This is a genomic window from Tessaracoccus luoxuelianae, assembly GCF_054483915.1.
On sequence record NZ_CM137013.1, the window covers coordinates 1,699,306 to 1,715,782 of the forward strand.

11 protein-coding genes and 1 pseudogene are annotated in these 16,477 nt (G+C 72.6%); 7 read left to right on the forward strand and 5 right to left on the reverse strand.

Features of this window, described 5'->3' with window-relative positions:
* The first annotated feature begins 22 nt into the window (after positions 1-22).
* Positions 23-922: a methylenetetrahydrofolate reductase gene (locus tag ACX1D1_RS07550; protein ID WP_459054188.1), complete on the forward strand. Its 900-nt coding sequence runs from the start codon at positions 23-25 to the stop codon at positions 920-922.
* Positions 923-1,081: 159 nt separating this feature from the next.
* Here ACX1D1_RS07550 and ACX1D1_RS07555 read toward each other — a convergent pair whose 3' ends face one another.
* A complete protein-coding gene (locus tag ACX1D1_RS07555; protein WP_459054189.1) occupies positions 1,082-3,280 on the reverse strand; it encodes a HelD family protein in 2,199 nt (732 codons plus the stop codon).
* Between the two features lie 516 nt (positions 3,281-3,796).
* Between ACX1D1_RS07555 and ACX1D1_RS07560 the strand changes: the two genes are divergently transcribed.
* The gene (locus ACX1D1_RS07560) at positions 3,797-4,642 is read left to right on the forward strand and encodes a formate/nitrite transporter family protein (protein ID WP_220489354.1); all 846 of its coding nucleotides are present in this window, start codon (positions 3,797-3,799) and stop codon (positions 4,640-4,642) included.
* A 10-nt stretch (positions 4,643-4,652) separates the two neighbouring features.
* On the opposite strand, the pseudogene ACX1D1_RS07565 reads toward ACX1D1_RS07560, so the two are convergent.
* Positions 4,653-5,819: pseudogene (locus ACX1D1_RS07565) on the reverse strand (phytoene desaturase family protein); the annotation flags it as partial.
* Positions 5,820-6,028: 209 nt separating this feature from the next.
* On the opposite strand from ACX1D1_RS07565, the gene ACX1D1_RS07570 reads away from it, so the two are divergent.
* From ACX1D1_RS07570 to ACX1D1_RS07590, 5 genes are read left to right on the forward strand one after another with little or no spacing between them, the layout of a single operon-like run.
* The gene (locus tag ACX1D1_RS07570; protein ID WP_459054190.1) at positions 6,029-6,385 is read left to right on the forward strand and encodes a DUF6504 family protein; all 357 of its coding nucleotides are present in this window, start codon (positions 6,029-6,031) and stop codon (positions 6,383-6,385) included.
* Positions 6,385-6,858, forward strand: coding sequence for an SAV_6107 family HEPN domain-containing protein (locus tag ACX1D1_RS07575; RefSeq protein ID WP_459054192.1), 474 nt, complete (start codon positions 6,385-6,387; stop codon positions 6,856-6,858). The genes ACX1D1_RS07570 and ACX1D1_RS07575 overlap by 1 nt, the downstream gene beginning before the upstream one ends.
* Complete coding sequence (locus ACX1D1_RS07580; RefSeq protein WP_459054193.1) at positions 6,858-10,670, forward strand: DNA polymerase III subunit alpha; 3,813 nt, start codon at positions 6,858-6,860, stop codon at positions 10,668-10,670. Before ACX1D1_RS07575 ends, ACX1D1_RS07580 begins: the two co-directional genes overlap by 1 nt.
* Before the next feature lies 1 nt (position 10,671).
* Positions 10,672-11,871: a DNA polymerase IV gene (dinB, locus tag ACX1D1_RS07585; protein WP_182782596.1), complete on the forward strand. Its 1,200-nt coding sequence runs from the start codon at positions 10,672-10,674 to the stop codon at positions 11,869-11,871.
* Positions 11,872-11,908: 37 nt separating this feature from the next.
* On the forward strand, positions 11,909-12,646 hold the full coding sequence (locus ACX1D1_RS07590) for a gamma-glutamyl-gamma-aminobutyrate hydrolase family protein (RefSeq protein WP_459054195.1): 738 nt from the start codon (positions 11,909-11,911) through the stop codon (positions 12,644-12,646).
* A 6-nt stretch (positions 12,647-12,652) separates the two neighbouring features.
* On the opposite strand, the gene ACX1D1_RS07595 is transcribed toward ACX1D1_RS07590, so the two are convergent.
* From ACX1D1_RS07595 to ACX1D1_RS07605, 3 genes are read right to left on the reverse strand one after another with little or no spacing between them, the layout of a single operon-like run.
* Positions 12,653-13,048, reverse strand: coding sequence for an SCO2097 family morphological protein (locus ACX1D1_RS07595; RefSeq protein WP_182782598.1), 396 nt, complete (start codon positions 13,046-13,048; stop codon positions 12,653-12,655).
* A gap of 43 nt (positions 13,049-13,091) precedes the next feature.
* Positions 13,092-15,251 (reverse strand): transglutaminase TgpA family protein, encoded by a 2,160-nt coding sequence (locus ACX1D1_RS07600; RefSeq protein ID WP_459054196.1) that lies wholly within the window; start codon positions 15,249-15,251, stop codon positions 13,092-13,094.
* The gene (locus ACX1D1_RS07605; RefSeq protein WP_459054197.1) at positions 15,248-16,474 is read right to left on the reverse strand and encodes a DUF58 domain-containing protein; all 1,227 of its coding nucleotides are present in this window, start codon (positions 16,472-16,474) and stop codon (positions 15,248-15,250) included. Before ACX1D1_RS07605 ends, ACX1D1_RS07600 begins: the two co-directional genes overlap by 4 nt.
* Positions 16,475-16,477: the final 3 nt, after the last annotated feature.

Below are 16,477 nucleotides of genomic sequence, written 5' to 3' on the forward strand. Positions count from 1 at the left end.
GCCCGGCTCGTATTGTTGGCCCATGCCTGTCACCGAGACGAGCCTGCGGAGCGTGGGCGAGCTGATCCGCTCAGCCCACGGCCCCCTGTACTCGTTCGAGTTCTTCCCTCCCCGCTCCGAGGAGGAGGAGCCCGTCCTGTGGGCCGCCGTCGGGGCGCTGGCCCCGCTGGAGCCGTCGTTCGTGTCGGTGACCTACGGGGCGAACGGGTCGCGGCGGGACCGCACCATCCGCGCCACCCGTCGGATCGCGGCCTCCGGAGGCCCGCTGACGGTGGGGCACCTGACGTGCGTGGCGCAGTCGAAGGCGGAGCTGGCCGAGGCGCTGGCCGAGTACCGCGAGGCGGGCGTGACCAACATCCTGGCCATCCGCGGAGACATGCCCGGCGGCGGACCGTGGACTGCGCACCCCGACGGGTTGGCCAACGCCACCGAGCTGGTGAAGTTCGTCAAGGCGGAGGGCGACTTCTGCGTGGGTGTCGCGGCGTTCGCGAACCCGCACGAGACCAGCAACGACCCGGACCTCGACGCGCAGATCCTCCTGGACAAGGTGGAGGCGGGCGCCGAGTTCGCCATCACGCAGCTGTTCTTCGAGGGGGAGCGCTACGGCGAACTGGTGGAGCGGATGCGCGGGCTGGGCTGCGAGGTGCCGATCATTCCGGGGATCATGCCGTTGACGGTGTTGTCGCAGATCGAGCGGTTCGCGGACCTGTCCGGGCGGGAGTTGCCGGCGTCGTTGGTCGCGGAGTTGCGGGCCTGCTCGTCGAAGGAGGAGGTGCGGGAGGCGGGGTTGGCGGCCGCGGTGCGGTTGTGTCGCGGGCTGCTGGACGCCGGCGCCCCCGGGTTGCAGTTCTTCACCCAGAACCGCTCGAAGGCCACCCGTGAGGTGCTCGCCGAGCTGAAGGCCACCGCCCCCGCCCCCTGAGGAGCCGCCTCGCCGGCTGAGGTGCCGCGCAGCGGCCCGCCCCCGCTGGCTGAGGTGCCGCGCAGCGGCCTCGAAGCCTAATGAACCCGCGCTGACAAGCTCACGTTCTCCAGGCTTCGAGGTTCGTCGCTTCGCTCCTCACTCCTCAGCCAACAGAGGTCAGGCGAGGAGGGAGCGCCAAGCGGAGGTGTCGACGTCGACCGTCACCATCCGCTGCGTCGCCCTCGTCAACGCCACGTACAGCACCCGCTCCGCGCCCGGGGCCTCCGCGACAATCCCGTCCGGCGACACCACAACCACGCCGTCGTACTCCAACCCCTTCGCCTGCAGGGCCGTCACCACGATGAGCCGGTTCTCGAACTCGCGCAGCCGCACGTCCTGCATCACGAACCGCTGCACGTCCTGGATCAGCGACGGCGGGCAGATCACGCCGATGGTGCCGTTCACCTGCCCGGCCAGCTCGATGAGCTCGTCGCGCAGCACGCCGTGCAGCGCGTCGGAGGTGGCGTGCACCAGCCTGGGCTCGACTCCCGTCGAGCGCACCGCCTTCGGCAGCTCCGCGCCCGGGAACACCTTGGTGATCACCTTCGCCGCCATCGCGTACACCTCGCTGGGGGAGCGGTAGTTGGTGCTCAGCGTGAACGTCCGGCTGGGCCCGCGACCCACGAGGTCCGCCAACGCCCGCGACGTCTCCTCCTGGTTCGGGTAGGAACTCTGAGCAGGGTCCCCGACGATGGTCCACGACGACTGGGGGCCCCGTCGGCGAAGCATCCTCCACTGCATGGGTGTCACGTCCTGGCCCTCGTCGACGAGGATGTGCGCGTAGGTGGTCTGCGGATCCTCGTCCGGGTCCACCACCCGCTCGAAGCGCAGCACATCCGTGGTGCTGAGCACCTCCGGCACGTCCCCGCCCTCGATGAACACGTCCATCTCGGGCTCCGGATCCTCCGGGGCGGCGCCCAGCACGTCGATCAGCTCGTCCAGCAGCGCGATATCCGCCACGGACCAGCCGCGCACGATCTCCGGCCCCTCGTCCCCGCCCGCGACCCACGCGTAGGAGCGCACCAGGGCTGACTGCTCGTCGGCCGACAGCTCCGGGGCCACCGCGGCCACGACGGCGGGGTCCGCCAATCTGGCGAGCACCCGGGTGGCGGTGAGCGTGGGCCACCAGGCGTGCATGAACATCGCCAGGCTTGGATGCTCGCGGACCCTGTCCTCCAGCTCGGCGGGCTCGATGGGCACGTCGTCGGGGAACTTCCGGATGAGGGCGTGCACCACCTGATCCGTGGCCTGCTTGCGGCCGCGATTGAGCTTGGTGTTGGACAGCACCTGATCCCGGATGCGGCTCAGCTCGGACTCGCCGAGCCCGAGCACCTCACCCTTGACGGTGACCCGCACCCGCAGCGCCTCCGGGTGGGCGATCATCGGGGTGCGGACCAGGCGGCGCAGGACCTTCAGCATGCCGAGGCTGCCCTTGAGGGTGGCTGCGGCCGACCCGTCGACCCGCTCGCTGGTCAGGCCCAGCACGTCGCCCGCGATCCCGCCGATGGCCTTCAGCGTCACGGTGTCCTCGCCGAGGCTGGGCAGCACCCGCTCGATGTAGTTCATGAACACGTTCGACGGGCCCACCACCAGCACGCCGCCCTTCTCCAGGCGGGCGCGGTTGGTGTAGAGGAGGTAGGCGGCGCGGTGCAGCGCCACCACCGTCTTGCCGGTGCCGGGTCCGCCCGCGATCACGGTGACTCCCTGGTAAGGGGCGCGGATGGCCTCGTCCTGCTCGGCCTGGATGGTGGCGACGATGTCTCGCATGGTGCGCCCGCGGGCGCGGCTGAGCGCGGCCATGAGGGCGCCCTCGCCGAAGATGGGCAGCTCGGACTCGGCGGAGCCGTCGAGGAGGTCGTCCTCGAGTCCGATCACCCGGTCGTCGCGGCAGCGGAGGACGCGACGGCGGATCACGTCCATCGGTTCGGCCTGCGTGGCGCGGTAGAACGGTTCGGCGGCGGGGGCGCGCCAGTCGATCACCAGCGGCTCGTACTCCTCGTCGCGCACCCCGATGCGGCCGATGTAGCGGGTCTCCTCCGTGGTGAGGTCGATGCGGCCGAAGACCAGGCCGTCGTGCTCGGCGTCCAGGATGGCGAGTCGGCGGGCGGCCTGGTAGGCGAACGCGTCGCGCTCGAACAGGGCGGTGCCGTCCTCCTCGCGGAGGAAGTTGGTGCGGTCGGTGAGGAAGATCTCCCGTCCCGCCTGGGCCATCGACTTGGCGCTGGCAGTGGCGGTGGACAGGTTGGCGTAGACCTTGTCGACGTGACCCTGTTCCAGGGCGATCTCTTGTTCGAGTCCCGCGCGCGATGTAGTCAACTTCTTTGCATCCTCCGGTTGAGACAGACAGTCAAGCCTACTCGGTTCATGGGCCGGGGTTCACCGGCGTTCGTGGTGTGGGAGGTGTGCCGACGCTGGGCGCTCCCCGGGTGCCCACCGTGCATGCCGACGACAGGCGATCCCGCTCGACGCCAGCGGTAGGTCCAGACGCCTGCGGTAGGTCCAGACGCCAGCGATCCCGCTCGACGCCAGCGATAGGTCCAGACGCCTGCGGTAGGTCCAGACGCCTGCGATCTAGCGCTGGCGCCTCCTACACGCCTGCCTTGCGTCTCGCCGCCAGCGCTAGAGGGCAGGCGGTGAGAAGTAGCGCAGGCGCCGTCCGGTCCCGAGCGCAGGAGGGCAGGCGGCAAGAAGTAGCGCAGGCGGCAAGAAGTAACGCCGGCGCCTCCCCGCCCGCCCAGCCCAGTAGGTCCCGGAATTGTGCACGCAAATGCGCCCAAGACCAATGTCGGGGCTGCTCTACTCCCCAGAAGTTAGTCATGTCAAACTTGTCGCGTGGACCCTTCTCGCCAACGCCTGTTCCCCGGCCTCTTCTTCATCGACGCCGTGTTGGAGGCCGCCGACACCAAGGCGGAAATGTCCAGCCGGATCACGCTGCAGTACCTCCAGCGGGCCGCCATGGCGGGCATCCTCATCGGCCTGTTCTACCTGGCCTACTTCACGGTGCTGTCCGTCTTCGACTCCATCGAGTCCCTCGGCGAGGGCGGCTACGGGCTCGGCAAGGCCGTCGGCGCCTTCGTGTTCGGCTGGGCGCTGGTGTTCATCTACTACACCAAGTCCGAACTCCTCACCTCCAACATGATGGTCACCTCCATCGCCGTCTACCACCGACGCCTGGGGCAGCTGCGCGGGCTCATGCTGCTGGTGCTGTGCTTCCTGGGCAACGCGATCGGCGGGTTGCTGCTGGCCACCATGGCGCGGTTCTCCACGCTGACCGCCGGGCACGTCGGGGAGAAGATGCTGGGAGCGGTGGAGGTCAAGCTGGGCTACATGACCACCGCGTCGGGGATGGGCGACCTGTTCGTCCGCGCCATCCTCTGCAACCTCATGATCAACGTGGCGATGCTGCTGGTCTACAACGGTTTCCTCAAGGACTCCATCACCATGGCGCTGACCATGGTGATGTCGGTGTTCATCTTCGCGTTCCTGGGGCTCGAGCACTCGGTGGCCAACACCGTCCTGTTCACCATCGTGGGCTTCACCCAGGGGATCGACGTGCTTCCCGCCATGGGCAACGTGGCGATAGCCCTGCTGGGCAACTTCATCGGCGGCGGCGTGCTGATCGGCATCTACTACGCCTACGTCAACGACGACCGCCGGATCGGTCGACGCGCGGGCTGAGCTACCGCCGCGCCCTGTTCGTCGGGCGCGCGTCCTCGCCGGTGAGGCGCTCATGCACCTCGTAGACGGCCAGCGCGGCGCTGGCCAGCTCCGCCCAGGGCTCCGGGCCGGCGGGTGAGCACGACGACGCGGCCGGCCTCCCCGATGCCACCGGCGCCCGCCGCAGCACCGCCCGTGCCGACCGCGGCTCCACCCCCCACTCGACATCAGGCAAGGCTCGGCCGAAGTCCCACGTCAGCTCGCGCCCGGGAATCCGCCAGCGCAGCACCGGCGCCTGCCCGGTGTGGTCCACCGTCTCGGCCGCCCCCTCGCCCGCGACATCCGCCCCCTTGCCCGCGACATCCACCTCCGCCTGCCCGACGGCGGGGGCCAGCGCTGCCCGCCCCCACCGGGGCCGACGGGGGAGGCAGTCGACGGCGGGCTCACCGACCACGCGGTCCACGGCCACCCCGTCACCGGCCACCCCGTCGACGATCTCCACCCGGCGCGTGGCCAGGCGGCCCTCGAGCAGCTTGATCAGGCACCCGCCCGGCTGCGCGCGACCGGCGTCGTCGACCACCTGCCACCGCCCGAACGTGCGCTCCACCACCAGCCGGGTGGCCAGCAGCCCGGGCGCCCGCCGCGACCGCGTGCCGGCCACCGGCGCCAGGTCCAGCACGATCCGCGCCAGGTGCGGATGCCCCGCCCGGTCCGCGACATCGGCGAGCGGGCGGTCCAGCAGCAGCGCCCGCCGGTCCTCCGCGGTCCGGGGCGCGTCCGGCCGCTCCACACCGAACCGCCGCGCGGCCAGCCAGGCCGCGTCGAGGGAGTCGAGGAGGTCGCGCCACCGCTCCGCGACGGGTTGCCCGTACCGCCCGCTCAGCACCGCGAACTGCCGCCCGCGCTCGGTGGGCAGCGCCAGTTCGGCGCCGTCGTCGAAGCGGTGCACGGCGGGTGGCGCCTCCACCATCGCCAGGCCGGCCCGTGCCAGCTCGGCCTCGAGCGGGCGGCCGGATTTCTTGAACAGGTCGCGCCAGGTGGCGGGCAGGGTGACGGCGGGGGGCAGCTGCCCGCGCTCCGCCGCCCAGCGCCCCCCGAGCGGTCCGCCGGCCAGGTCCAGGCGCACCGGATGGCCCAGTTTTGCCAGCCGCGCGGCGCAGGCCATGCCGGCCAGCGTGCCGCCTCGGATCGTGAGCATGCGGCCCAGGATAGGGCTTGACGTTCTGTCGGAGGGGGGGCATATAGTAGGAACTACCGCACGCCTGTTCGATTAGTTCGGGGAAGCTCTGGTTGGGCACGGCGCCGCGGTATGGGCCGCTCCGGCCCGGCGCAGCCTCGACCCCTGCGTCGGGCCGGGGCTCCCGGGTCGAATCGCACAGTCCATCAGACGATCCCCGGGAGGCACCCATGCGCACATATCAGGAACCCATCCACGTGCTGTTCCGCGACGAGCCGCGGCAGTTCATCTGGCGTGACCGGCTGCTGCTGGTCAAGGAGGTCCAGGGCCGCTGGAGCCAGGCCACCCCGTGGTGGTCGGGCCGGCAGGTGCGTGCCGCCCGCGGGGAGGAGGTCGCCCCCGCCCCCGCCCCCGCCCGGGACGGGGAGGAGCCCCCCAGAGCCGAAGTCCCGCCAGCCCGCGGCGACCTGCTCAGCGAGCGGGAGGTGTGGCGGGTGGAGGCCGGAAACGGGAGCCATCGGGGCGTCTACGAGCTGGCGCGCACCGTCGATGCCGACAACTGGGTGCTGCAGGCGGTGCTCGACTGATGATCGATTTCAGCCAGGCCCGGCGTCTCGCCGCCGAGGCCGAACACGCGGACCTGCCGACGGAGCGCTACCTGGCCGCCTACCGTTCGGCGGAGCAGGTGGCCATCGCCGCCATCTCGGCAGCCCCCGTGGGCACGCGGCCACGCCAGGACGTGTGGTCGCTGCTCTACCGGGTTGCGCCGGAGTTCGGGGAGTGGGCCGGGTTCTTCGCCGCGGTGGCGCCCAAGGCGCGTGCCGTACAGGCGGGCGCCAGGGCGCTGGTCACCGAGCGCGATGCCGCGGACCTGGTCCGCGACTCGCAGCAGTACCTCGCCGAGACGGCGCGCTGGCTGCGCCGCCGGGAGCAGGCGGGACGGCAGCAGGCAGGCCATCAACAGGCAGACCATCAACAGGCAGGCCATCAACAGGCAGGCCGGGAGCAGGTGGGTCGTCAGCAGGCGGGCCGGCAGCAGGCGGCCGCGAAGGCGTCGTGATGGACAGCTTCGTGCACCTGCGTGTGGCCTCGGGCTACTCCTTCCAGTACGGCGCCTCCCACCCCGGCGAGCTGGTGGCCGAGGCGGTGCGCCACGGCATGGACGCGCTCGCCCTCACGGACCGCGGCGGCCTCTACGGCGCCGTCCGGTTCGCGAAGGCCTGCCTCAAGGCGGGGATCTCGCCCATCGTCGGGGTGGACCTGGCGGTCCGGCCGGACGGCTGGCGCCCCAACAGGCGTCCCACGGCGGCCCGCGGCGGGCAACTGCGCGACGAGCGGCTCCCGCGGCTCGTGGTGCTGGCCACTTCCCGGGCCGGGTGGGGCACGCTGTGCGAGCTCATCACCGCCGCCCAGCTCACCGGCGAGCGCGGGGACCCGGCGGTCACCCTGGAGATGATCGCGCGGCACTGCGCGGGGCGCGACGCGGTGGTGCTGCTCGGGGCGGACTCGGAGGTGGGCGAGGCGCTGGCCGCCGACCGCCCGGACCTCGCGGAGGAGGCCGCCACGCGGTGGCGCTCCGAGTTGGGGCACGGGCTGGTCCTGGCCGCCACCAACCATCAGACGGGCGGTCGCGGGGCCGCGTCGGCGCACCAGGCGGCCGGCATGATCCGGCTGGCGCGCCGGCTCGCGGTCCCCGTCGTGCTCACCAACGCGGCGCGGATGGCGCGGCGGGAGCAGGCCGCCACCGCGGACGTGCTGGACGCCGCCCGCCGGCTGGCCCCGCTGGACGTGCGCACCATCGACAGGCGCAACGCGGAGGGCTACCTGAAGCCTGGGGAGGCGATGGCGGCCGCGGCGGAGGAGGCGGCCCGCCTGGCGGGGGAGCCGGACGGGACGGCGCTGCTGCGCGCCACCCGGCACCTGGCCGAGCGCTGCCGGCTGGACCCCGTCGGCGACGTCGGGCTGGGGGAGATCCGGCTGCCCGAGTTCGAGACCCTCGGCACCACGCTGGTCGAGGCGCCCGGGGTGCTGCGCGCGCGCTGCGAGGCGGGCCTGGCGCAGCGCTACGCCACCCTCACCCCCGAGGTGACCGGACGTCTCGACGACGAGCTGTCCGTGATCGGCAGGCTCGGGTTCGAGTCCTACTTCCTCACGGTGGCAGACGTGGTGGGCCTCATCCGGGAGCTCGGCATCCGCTGCGCGGCCCGCGGCTCGGGCGCCGGCAGCCTGGTCAACTACGCGCTCGGGATCTCCGGGGTGGACCCCATCCGGCACGGCCTGATCATGGAGCGGTTCCTCTCCCCGCTGCGGGTGGCGCTGCCGGACATCGACCTGGACGTGGAATCGGCCCGCCGCACCGAGGTCTACGACAAGATCCTGGCCACGTTCGGCGGCCAGCGGGTGGCCTGCGTGGCCATGATCGAGACCTACCGGGTGCGCCACGCCGTCCGGGATGTGGGCGCCGCGCTCAGCCTGCCGCCGGTGGAGGTGGACGCCATGGCCAAGGCGTTCCCGCACATCCGCGCCCGGGATGCCCGGGCCGCACTGCGGGACCTGCCCGAGCTGCGCGCCGCAGGCCTGGGGGAGGAACGGCTGGACGTGCTGTTCTCGCTGGTCGAATCGCTCGACGGGCTGCCCCGGCACATCGCCCTGCACCCCTGCGGCGTGATCCTCAGCGACTCGTCGCTCGGGCAGCGCACCCCGCTGGAGGCCAGCTTCGGCGGCTACCCGATGAGCCAGTTCGACAAGGACGACGTGGAGGACCTGGGCCTGCTCAAGCTGGATGTCCTCGGCATCCGGATGCAGTCGGCCATGTCGCACGCGCTGACGGAGATCGCGCGCACCTCGCCCGCCGGCCCGCCGCCGCTCATCGACGATCTGGACCCCTTCGACGACCCGGCCGTCTACGACATGATCGCCCACCGCGCCACGCTCGGCTGCTTCCAGATCGAGTCGCCCGGCCAGCGGGAGCTGGTGGGCAAGTTCGGCCCCGAGACCTTCCACGACCTCATCGTCGACATCTCCCTCTTCCGTCCCGGCCCGGTGAAGTCGGACATGATCACCCCGTTCCTGGAGGCGCGGCAGGGCTGGGCGCAGCCCGAATACCTGCACCCCAGCCTCATCCCGGCCCTCGAGCAGACCCAGGGCGTGGTGGTGTTCCACGAGCAGATCATCCAGATCATCTCGGTGGCCACCGGCTGCACCCTGGCCCAGGGCGACGAGGTGCGCCGGGCGCTCGGAGACAAGGAGGGCCAGGCGCAGGTCAAGGAGTGGTTCTGGCCCAAGGCCCGCGCCCGCGGCTACGACGAGCACATCGTCGAACAGATCTGGGAGATCCTCGTCTCGTTCGCCTCCTTCGGGTTCTGCAAGGCGCACGCCGCCGCGTTCGCGCTGCCCACCTACCAGTCGGCGTGGCTGAAGCGCTACTACCCGGCGCACTTCCTCGCCGGCATCCTCACGCATGATCCGGGCATGTACCCCAAGCGGCTGCTGCTGGAGGAGGCCCGCCGCATGAACATCGCGGTGCTGGGCCTGGACGTCAACCGCAGCACCGCCCAGTACCGCGCCGAGGCGCTGGCCGACGGCGAGGCCGCGGAGGAGCCGATGGCGCTGCCGGAGCACCTCGCCATCGGCGCCCCCCCCACCACGGACGGGCTGCCGCAGGTCGACGGCTGGGGCATCCGGCTCTCGCTGGCAGACGTCAAGGGCATCGCCGAGGCGGAGATGGAGCGCATCGTCGCCGGGCAGCCCTACGCCTCCCTCACGGACTTCTGGGGGCGGGCCCGGGTGGCCGAGCCCGTCGTCGAACGGCTCATCCTGGCCGGCGCCTTCGACGCCCTCTACCGCATCGGCCGCCACGCCCCGGTGCAGCGGCGCGGCCAGATCACCCGCCGGGATCTGCTGCTGGCGCTGGCGGACCTGCACCGGCAGCGGCGGGCAGACGAGCGGGTGGTGTCGCGGGCGAAGGGGCGGCGCAGGAGTGTCGCGGGGACGGACCCCGGGGAGCTCGCCTGGGCGCAGCGGCAGCGGGCGGGCCACCCGCCGCAGGCGGTGCAGGGCGCGCTGGACTTCGGGGTCGGCGAGACGGAGCCGACGGCGGACGTGCCCGTCACCGGCCTGCCGGAGATGGACGACGAGCAGCGGCTGAAGGCGGAGCTGGAGATCCTCGGCCTGGACGTCAGCCACCACATCATGGAGCGCTACCTGCCGCTGCTGCGGGCGCTCGGCGCCACCAGCTCGCGCACCCTGCTGCAGCAGCGCAACCAGGCCGAGATCCTCGTCGCGGGCGTGAAGGTGGCCACCCAGACGCCCCCGGTGCGCTCCGGGCGGCGCGTGATCTTCCTCACCCTGGACGACTCCACCGGCCCGGTGGACGCCACCTTCTTCGAGGACGCGCAGGGCCCGTACGCGGCCACGGTGTTCGCCTCCTGGATGGTGCTGGTGCGCGGCAAGGTCCGCCGCACCGGCCCGCGGGGGGTGTCCATCCGCGCCACCGGCTGCTGGGACCTGGGCCGGCTCGACGAGGCGTGGCGGGCGGCGCTGGCCGAGGGGGCCACGGAGGCCGAGGCTGTCGCGGCGGTGGTGGCCATCATCGACGAGGTGCCCGTGGGCTACTCCCTGGTGGGCCAGTGGCACCCCGCGCCGGCCGAGCGGCACGCCCCGGCCGCGCAGCCCGCACCGGGCGTCGACGAGGAGCCGCCCCCGGACCCGCAGGAACACACCCGCGCGGGCGGCATGGGGCGCCGCCGGGTGCTGGTGCACGCCAGCGGGTTCACGCAGTCGCCCTACGCGGACATCAAGCCGGCGGGCACCGGCGCCGCCGAGGCGCCACGCAAGCTGTGGCACTCCAGCCCGGGAAGCTCAGGGAGATGAGATGCCAGTCATCGCGCATGTGGACATGGACGCCTTCTACGCGTCGGTGGAGATGGCCCGGCACCCAGAGCTGCGGGAGGTGCCGATGTTCGTCGGCGGCTCCACCCGCGGGGTGGTGCTCTCGGCCAACTACCCGGCGCGCCGGTTCGGGATCGGCGCGGGCATGCCGTCGAGCCGGGCCAGGCGCCTGTGCCCGCAGGTGGCCGTGATCCACCCGGACTTCGACCACTACACGGCGGTCTCCGACGGCATCCGCGAGATCTTCGACACGGTGACGGACCGGGTGGAGATGGCCTCCATCGACGAGGCGTTCATCGACCTCACCACGGCGCTGCGCCGCCTCGGCGGGGACCCGGTTGCCATCGGGGAGACGCTCCGCGCCCAGGTGATGGACGAGCAGGGGGTGCCCTGCTCCATGGGCATCGGCCCCAGCAAGTTCATCGCCAAGCTGGCGTCGAAGGCCGCCAAGCCGGACGGCCTGGTGCGGGTCCGCCCCGAGGAGGTCATCGCGTTCCTGCACCCGCTGCCGGTGGAGGCCATCTGGGGGGTGGGGGAGGCGACGGCGGCGCGGCTGCACCGGCTGGGCCTCAGCACCGTCCGCGACATCGCCAACACCCCCCGTTCCACCCTGCAGCGGGCGCTCGGCGACGGGCAGGGCGCGCTCCTGCTGGACCTTGCCTGGGGCCGCGACGACCGCTCCGTCCTGGCCCGAGAGCCCGCCGAGCACAGCGTCGGCTCGCAGGAGACGTTCCCGCAGGACACCGACGACGCGGGCGTGGTGGCCACGGAGATCCTGCGGATGGCGGACCGCACCGCGTCGCGGATGCGGGCGCAGTCCATGGTGGGGCGCACGGTGACGCTGTCGGTGCGGTTCGCGGACTTCACCACCATCACGCGCACCGGCACGATCTCCGCCCCCACGGACCGCACCAACGACATCTACGCCGAGGCGATGCGGCTGTTCACCAAGCTCAACCTGCAGCGCGCCCGGATCCGCAGGGTGGGGGTGCGGATGGAGAAGCTGGTGCCGAAGGCCGGCACCTACGAGCAGCCCGCGCTGGACGAGCCGGCCCGCGGATGGACGGAGGCGGAGCAGGCCATCGACAAGGCGGTGCTGCGGTTCGGCCCGCACGCCGTGCGGCGGGCCACCCTCACCCGCCGAAGGGATGAGCGAACTGATCCACACCTGATCCATGCCTGATACACATTCGCAACGGTCCCCCAGCAGCATGGGGGAGATGAAACTCCTTGTCATCGCGCCCGCCTCCCGCTATCAGCCCGGCCACTTCGGTGAGCTCCTGGTGGCGCTGGCGGACCGGACTGTGGCCCTCGCCCGCGAGGCCGGCTGGACCACCACCCTCATCGGCATGCAGGACTGCGGGGATCACGTGTGGCACGCGGCGCTCGCTGCCGCGGACGCGGTGGTGCTGCTCGGCGGGCACGATGTGGACCCGCGCGTCTACAAGGGCAGGAACGAGTATCCCGGGTCCGGGGACCACCTGGGCACCGCGGACCGCCGCTCGATCGCCGTGGTGCAGGCCTGCCGCGCGGACCGCCGTCCGCTGCTGGGGATCTGCCGCGGGATGCAGTTGATCAACGTGGCCTACGGGGGGAACCTGTCACCGGACCTGTTCACCGCCCAGACCCACCGGCTCCCCGACGGCCAGCGCGGCATGTTGGACCACCTCGTCGACGTGGAGGCCGGGTCGCGGTTGGCGGACGCGCTCCCAGCTGAGCGGTTGACGGTGCGCAGCTCGCACCATCAGGGCGTCGAACGACTGGGCGAGGGCCTGAGGCCCACGGCGTGGGCCACGCACGACGGCGTGATCGAGGGGATCGAGGACCCGGACCGCCCCGTCCTGGCGGTGCAATGGCACCCGGAGGACGAGGGGGCGGAGCCGGATCAGCTCACCGGTCTGCTGGGCTGGCTGGCCGCGCACATCCGCAGCACCGAGGCACCCCGCGCCAGCGCCTGAGGAGGATCAGAGGTCGCCCTGTTGGCGACGGCGCCACCGCTCCTCAAGCTTGTCCATGAAGTCCTGCGATGGGTTGGTCGACGGCGAGGGCCGCGGCGCGCTGGGCCCGCGCCTGCTGGGCTGGGCGCCCTCGTCACCCACCCTGCGCCACGAGTTGATGCCGATCAGCGCCGCGCCGAGCATGAGCAGGAAGCCGAGCACGCTCACCGCGGGGTGCACCTGGACCCCCACCAACAACACCACGACGCCGGCGATGAACCCCACGCCGGCGATGGCCGCCCTGCGGCGGTGAATGCGGATGGTCGACGACCCGCTCAGCGTGTCAGCGAGCTTGGGGTCCTCGGCCATGAGGGACGCTTCAAGCTGCTCCAGCAGCTTTCGTTCCTGCTCAGAAAGCGCCATTGGTTCTCCCTCGTCGACCTTTCGTTCCAGTCTATGCGCCGGGTCAACCGGCGGGAAGTCGACGCCAGAGAGAGGCCGGCAGGAGGATCGCCCTGGCCCGCACCATGGCCGAGGAGTCCGCCCAGAGCGAGGCCCGCACCGCGCGCACCTGGGCGGGCAGCCGCCCAGGATCCGCCGCGTCACGCGAGAACTTACTCACCTCGACGGTGTGCGCGAGCTCCCGCAGCGCCGCCGCGCCGTTGGGGGGAAGGTCCACGGACTCCGACACCGGCCCGGGGGAGCCGTCCGGCCAGGGTCGGCGGAAGTCCCGGAACAGGGCCTCCACCTCCGTCCACGCCGAACCGGCCGCGACCCTCGCCTCCTGGCCGCCGCGCAGCCTCCACCACCGCTGCCCCCGCCGGACCGCGGCGGGCACGCTCAGCGCGACCAGCGCGATCCCGGCGAGCAGCCAGCCCAGCCATCCCACGTCGCCGTCGCCGCCCGGGGCGCTGGGCTGGAACGTGGGCATCGGCTCCTCGGAGGGGAGCGCAGACGGCAGGGTCGTGGGCGTCGACGGGCTGGGTGACGGCGAATCCGACGGTGCGCCTGAGGGCTGCGTGGCCGGATCGGTGTACTCGGGAGGGCCGTCGAACGCGGGGGTGGGCTCGAACGGCACCCAGCCGAGCCCGTCGAGGAAGAGCTCCGGCCAGGCGTGGGCGTCGTGCGCGGTGACCTCGAAGGTGCCGTCCTCGAGGCGCTCGCCGGGGGCGAACCCGACGGCCATCCGCGCGGGGATCCCCTCGAGGCGGGCCATGGTGATCATGGCCGCGGCGAAGTGGATGCAGTAGCCTGCCCGCTCCTCGAGGAGGAAGGCGCTGATGGCGTCGGAGCCGGTCGACGGCGGGGCCTCGAGCGAGTAGGTGAAGGCGTCCGAGCGGAGGAACTCCTGGATGGCCAGCGCCTTCTGGCCGGCGGTGGCGGCCTCGGAGACCACGTCGGCGGTCAGGTCCGTGACCACGGGGGCGAGCCCCTCAGGCACCGCGACAGTGACGGCGTTGACGCCGCCGCCTGCCTCGGCCGCCTCGATGTCCTCCCGCGACGGGGACGGCAGGGTGGAGACCACGGAGTAGTTGAGGTCGATCGTCTGTTCCAGGCGGTCCGGGCCGGAGGCCACGATGCTCATCGTGTCCGGGTCGAAGCTCCAGCTGCCGTCGGCGTCGATGGACTCGGCCGCGAACGGGGCGGGCAGGTACTCCGACGGCACGCCGGCCATGGCCACGTCGATCTCCACGCGTTCGCCGGGGAACGTGTGGGCGCCCGCCAGCCCGATCCGCGAGAGGCGCATGGGGAGCAGGCGCGCCCCTGCGGTGGTGAGCTCCGGCAGCGCGACGGTGCGCATGTAGACGCTCTCGTCGTTGGAGGTGCGATACGTGAGGATGCGGGTGTCCGCGGGCCGCTTGAGGTCCTGCTCCAGGCGGACGGTGGGGTCGCTGAGCTGGATGGGGCCGTCCGGGCCGTCGCTGTTCCAGGGCTGCTTCTGCCCGAGCGGCACCAGCGGGGCGAGCACGAGCGCCAGGGCCACCGCGACCGCCCCGAACGCCACCGCCACCTGCGCCCGCGACAGAAGGTAGGCGCCGACGCGCGACGCCTTGCCGGTGACCTCGTCGGCCAGCCCCGTGGCGCTCACGAGCAGCGCCAGGTAGCCCACCACCACGGGCAGCACGAACACGAACGACAGCTCGTCGATGACCGCGATGGACGCGATGCCGTACACCAGCGCCACCGGCGCGATGGACCACGCCGGCTGCTCCAGGACGTTGACCAGCAGCTCCACCACCAGGATCAGTAGCCCGGTGAGCGCCACGATGAGCCACATCAGACCAGGGGAGGGCTCCACGGGCGCCGCCCCGGTGCGGATGGTCACCACGCCCTCGGCGACCAGCGCCTGCATCGAGCCCAGCGGATCCGTGATGCCCGCGCCGGCCAGCGACGTCGCCCGCCACACCACGTAGGCGCCGCCCGCGAGGATCTGGAGCATCAGCACCAGCATCCGCGGCAGGTGGAGCGCGGCGAGCGCGGCCCCGGTGACACCGACGATCCCCAGCACGACGGCGGACTCGACGAGGTAGCCCGCGCCCTGCACCATCGTCGAGAGCGGGAGCAGCCCGAGCCAGAGCGCGACCGCGGCCACGAGGCTGGTCCAGGGGTGGTAGCTGAACCTCACCGCGACACCCGCTTCCACACCTGGGGCATCGGCTCCCCCGGCGCGTAGGCCTCGATGGTCCAGCCGTGGTTGCGCAGCAGCCTGCAGGCGTCGTCGTGCTCGTCGTCGGCGGCCCCCCAGGCGCGCGCGTCCGGCACCAGCGCCACCAGGCTCCGCGCCCGCCCCCCGGCGGCCACCAGCGCCGCCGCGTCCGCCGCGCGCAGCAGGCCGGTGGCCGCGACGATCGAGGACGCCGAGGTGAGCGCCTCGGTGTCCGTGACGGCGCGCCCCAGCCACGTCTCCTCCGACGGCGCCAGGTCCGTCATGGCCTCCACCATCGCGTGCCGCGCCCCGTGCCCGACGGCGTGGCCAGACTCGAACACCGTCCCCGACGGCGCCACCACGGACAGCCGGTAGCGGCCCTCCACCAGCAGCGCCGCGATCGAGGTGACGGCGGAGACCGCCCACTCGAGGCTGCCCGTGGGGCCCTCGCCGAGGTGCGCGTCGAGCCTGTTGTCCACGATGAGCGTGCTCGACGGGTCCCACGGATGCTCCTCGAGCCGGACCATGAGGTCGCCCTGCTTGGCGCTCATCTTCCAGTGCACCCGACGCATGTCGTCGCCGTGGCGGTGCTCGCGCACCAGCACGTCGTCCTGACCGGCCTGCCCGATCCGCTGCGGGGTGGCGTCGCCGGCGGCACCGAGCCCGGCGCCCCCCGTGAGCTCGCCGAGCGGCCACACCCGGGGCGTGACGCGCAGGAGGGAGGTGTCGCCGGCGGCCGTGAACGTGCGGTGGGCCAGGCCGAACGGGTCCGCGGCGGAGCCCAGCAGCGGGCCGATCTCGAACCGCCCCCGGAGCGCAGCCTCCAACGTGTAGCCGACGGCCTGACGCCACCGGCCGAAGCCGCGCGCGATCACGAAGGCCGCCCCACCCCCCAGCGGGTCGGGTGCGGTGTCCAGGAAGCGCAGGGCGCTGGCCTGCGCCGGGGACTGGTTGGCCACCTGCAGCACCACCCGGGTGGAGGTGCCGACGGGGATGGTGGGCGGGGTGAGCGAGCGTTGGTGGCTGACGCGTGGGCGCGCCAGCACGAGGTAGCCCGCGGCGAGCAGGGGCAGCACCGCCAGGGTCAGCGCCACCCACATGAGGTCGCGCTCGCCCAGGTAGCCGGCCCCGGCGGTGGCCGCGACACCCAGGACCAGCAGCATGATGCCGCGGCCCGTCAGCCGGGTTCCCCGCTTGGGCAACGC

Bases quoted from the DNA above. Each gene is read 5' to 3' on its own strand.
- ACX1D1_RS07550 (WP_459054188.1), top strand. From the start codon at position 23: ATGCCTGTCACCGAGACGAGCCTGCGGAGCGTGGGCGAGCTGATCCGC.
- ACX1D1_RS07570 (WP_459054190.1), top strand. From the start codon at position 6,029: ATGCGCACATATCAGGAACCCATCCACGTGCTGTTCCGCGACGAGCCG.
- ACX1D1_RS07575 (WP_459054192.1), top strand. From the start codon at position 6,385: ATGATCGATTTCAGCCAGGCCCGGCGTCTCGCCGCCGAGGCCGAACAC.
- ACX1D1_RS07580 (WP_459054193.1), top strand. From the start codon at position 6,858: ATGGACAGCTTCGTGCACCTGCGTGTGGCCTCGGGCTACTCCTTCCAG.
- dinB (WP_182782596.1), top strand. From the start codon at position 10,672: ATGCCAGTCATCGCGCATGTGGACATGGACGCCTTCTACGCGTCGGTG.
- ACX1D1_RS07590 (WP_459054195.1), top strand. From the start codon at position 11,909: ATGAAACTCCTTGTCATCGCGCCCGCCTCCCGCTATCAGCCCGGCCAC.
- ACX1D1_RS07595 (WP_182782598.1), bottom strand. From the start codon at position 13,048: ATGGCGCTTTCTGAGCAGGAACGAAAGCTGCTGGAGCAGCTTGAAGCG.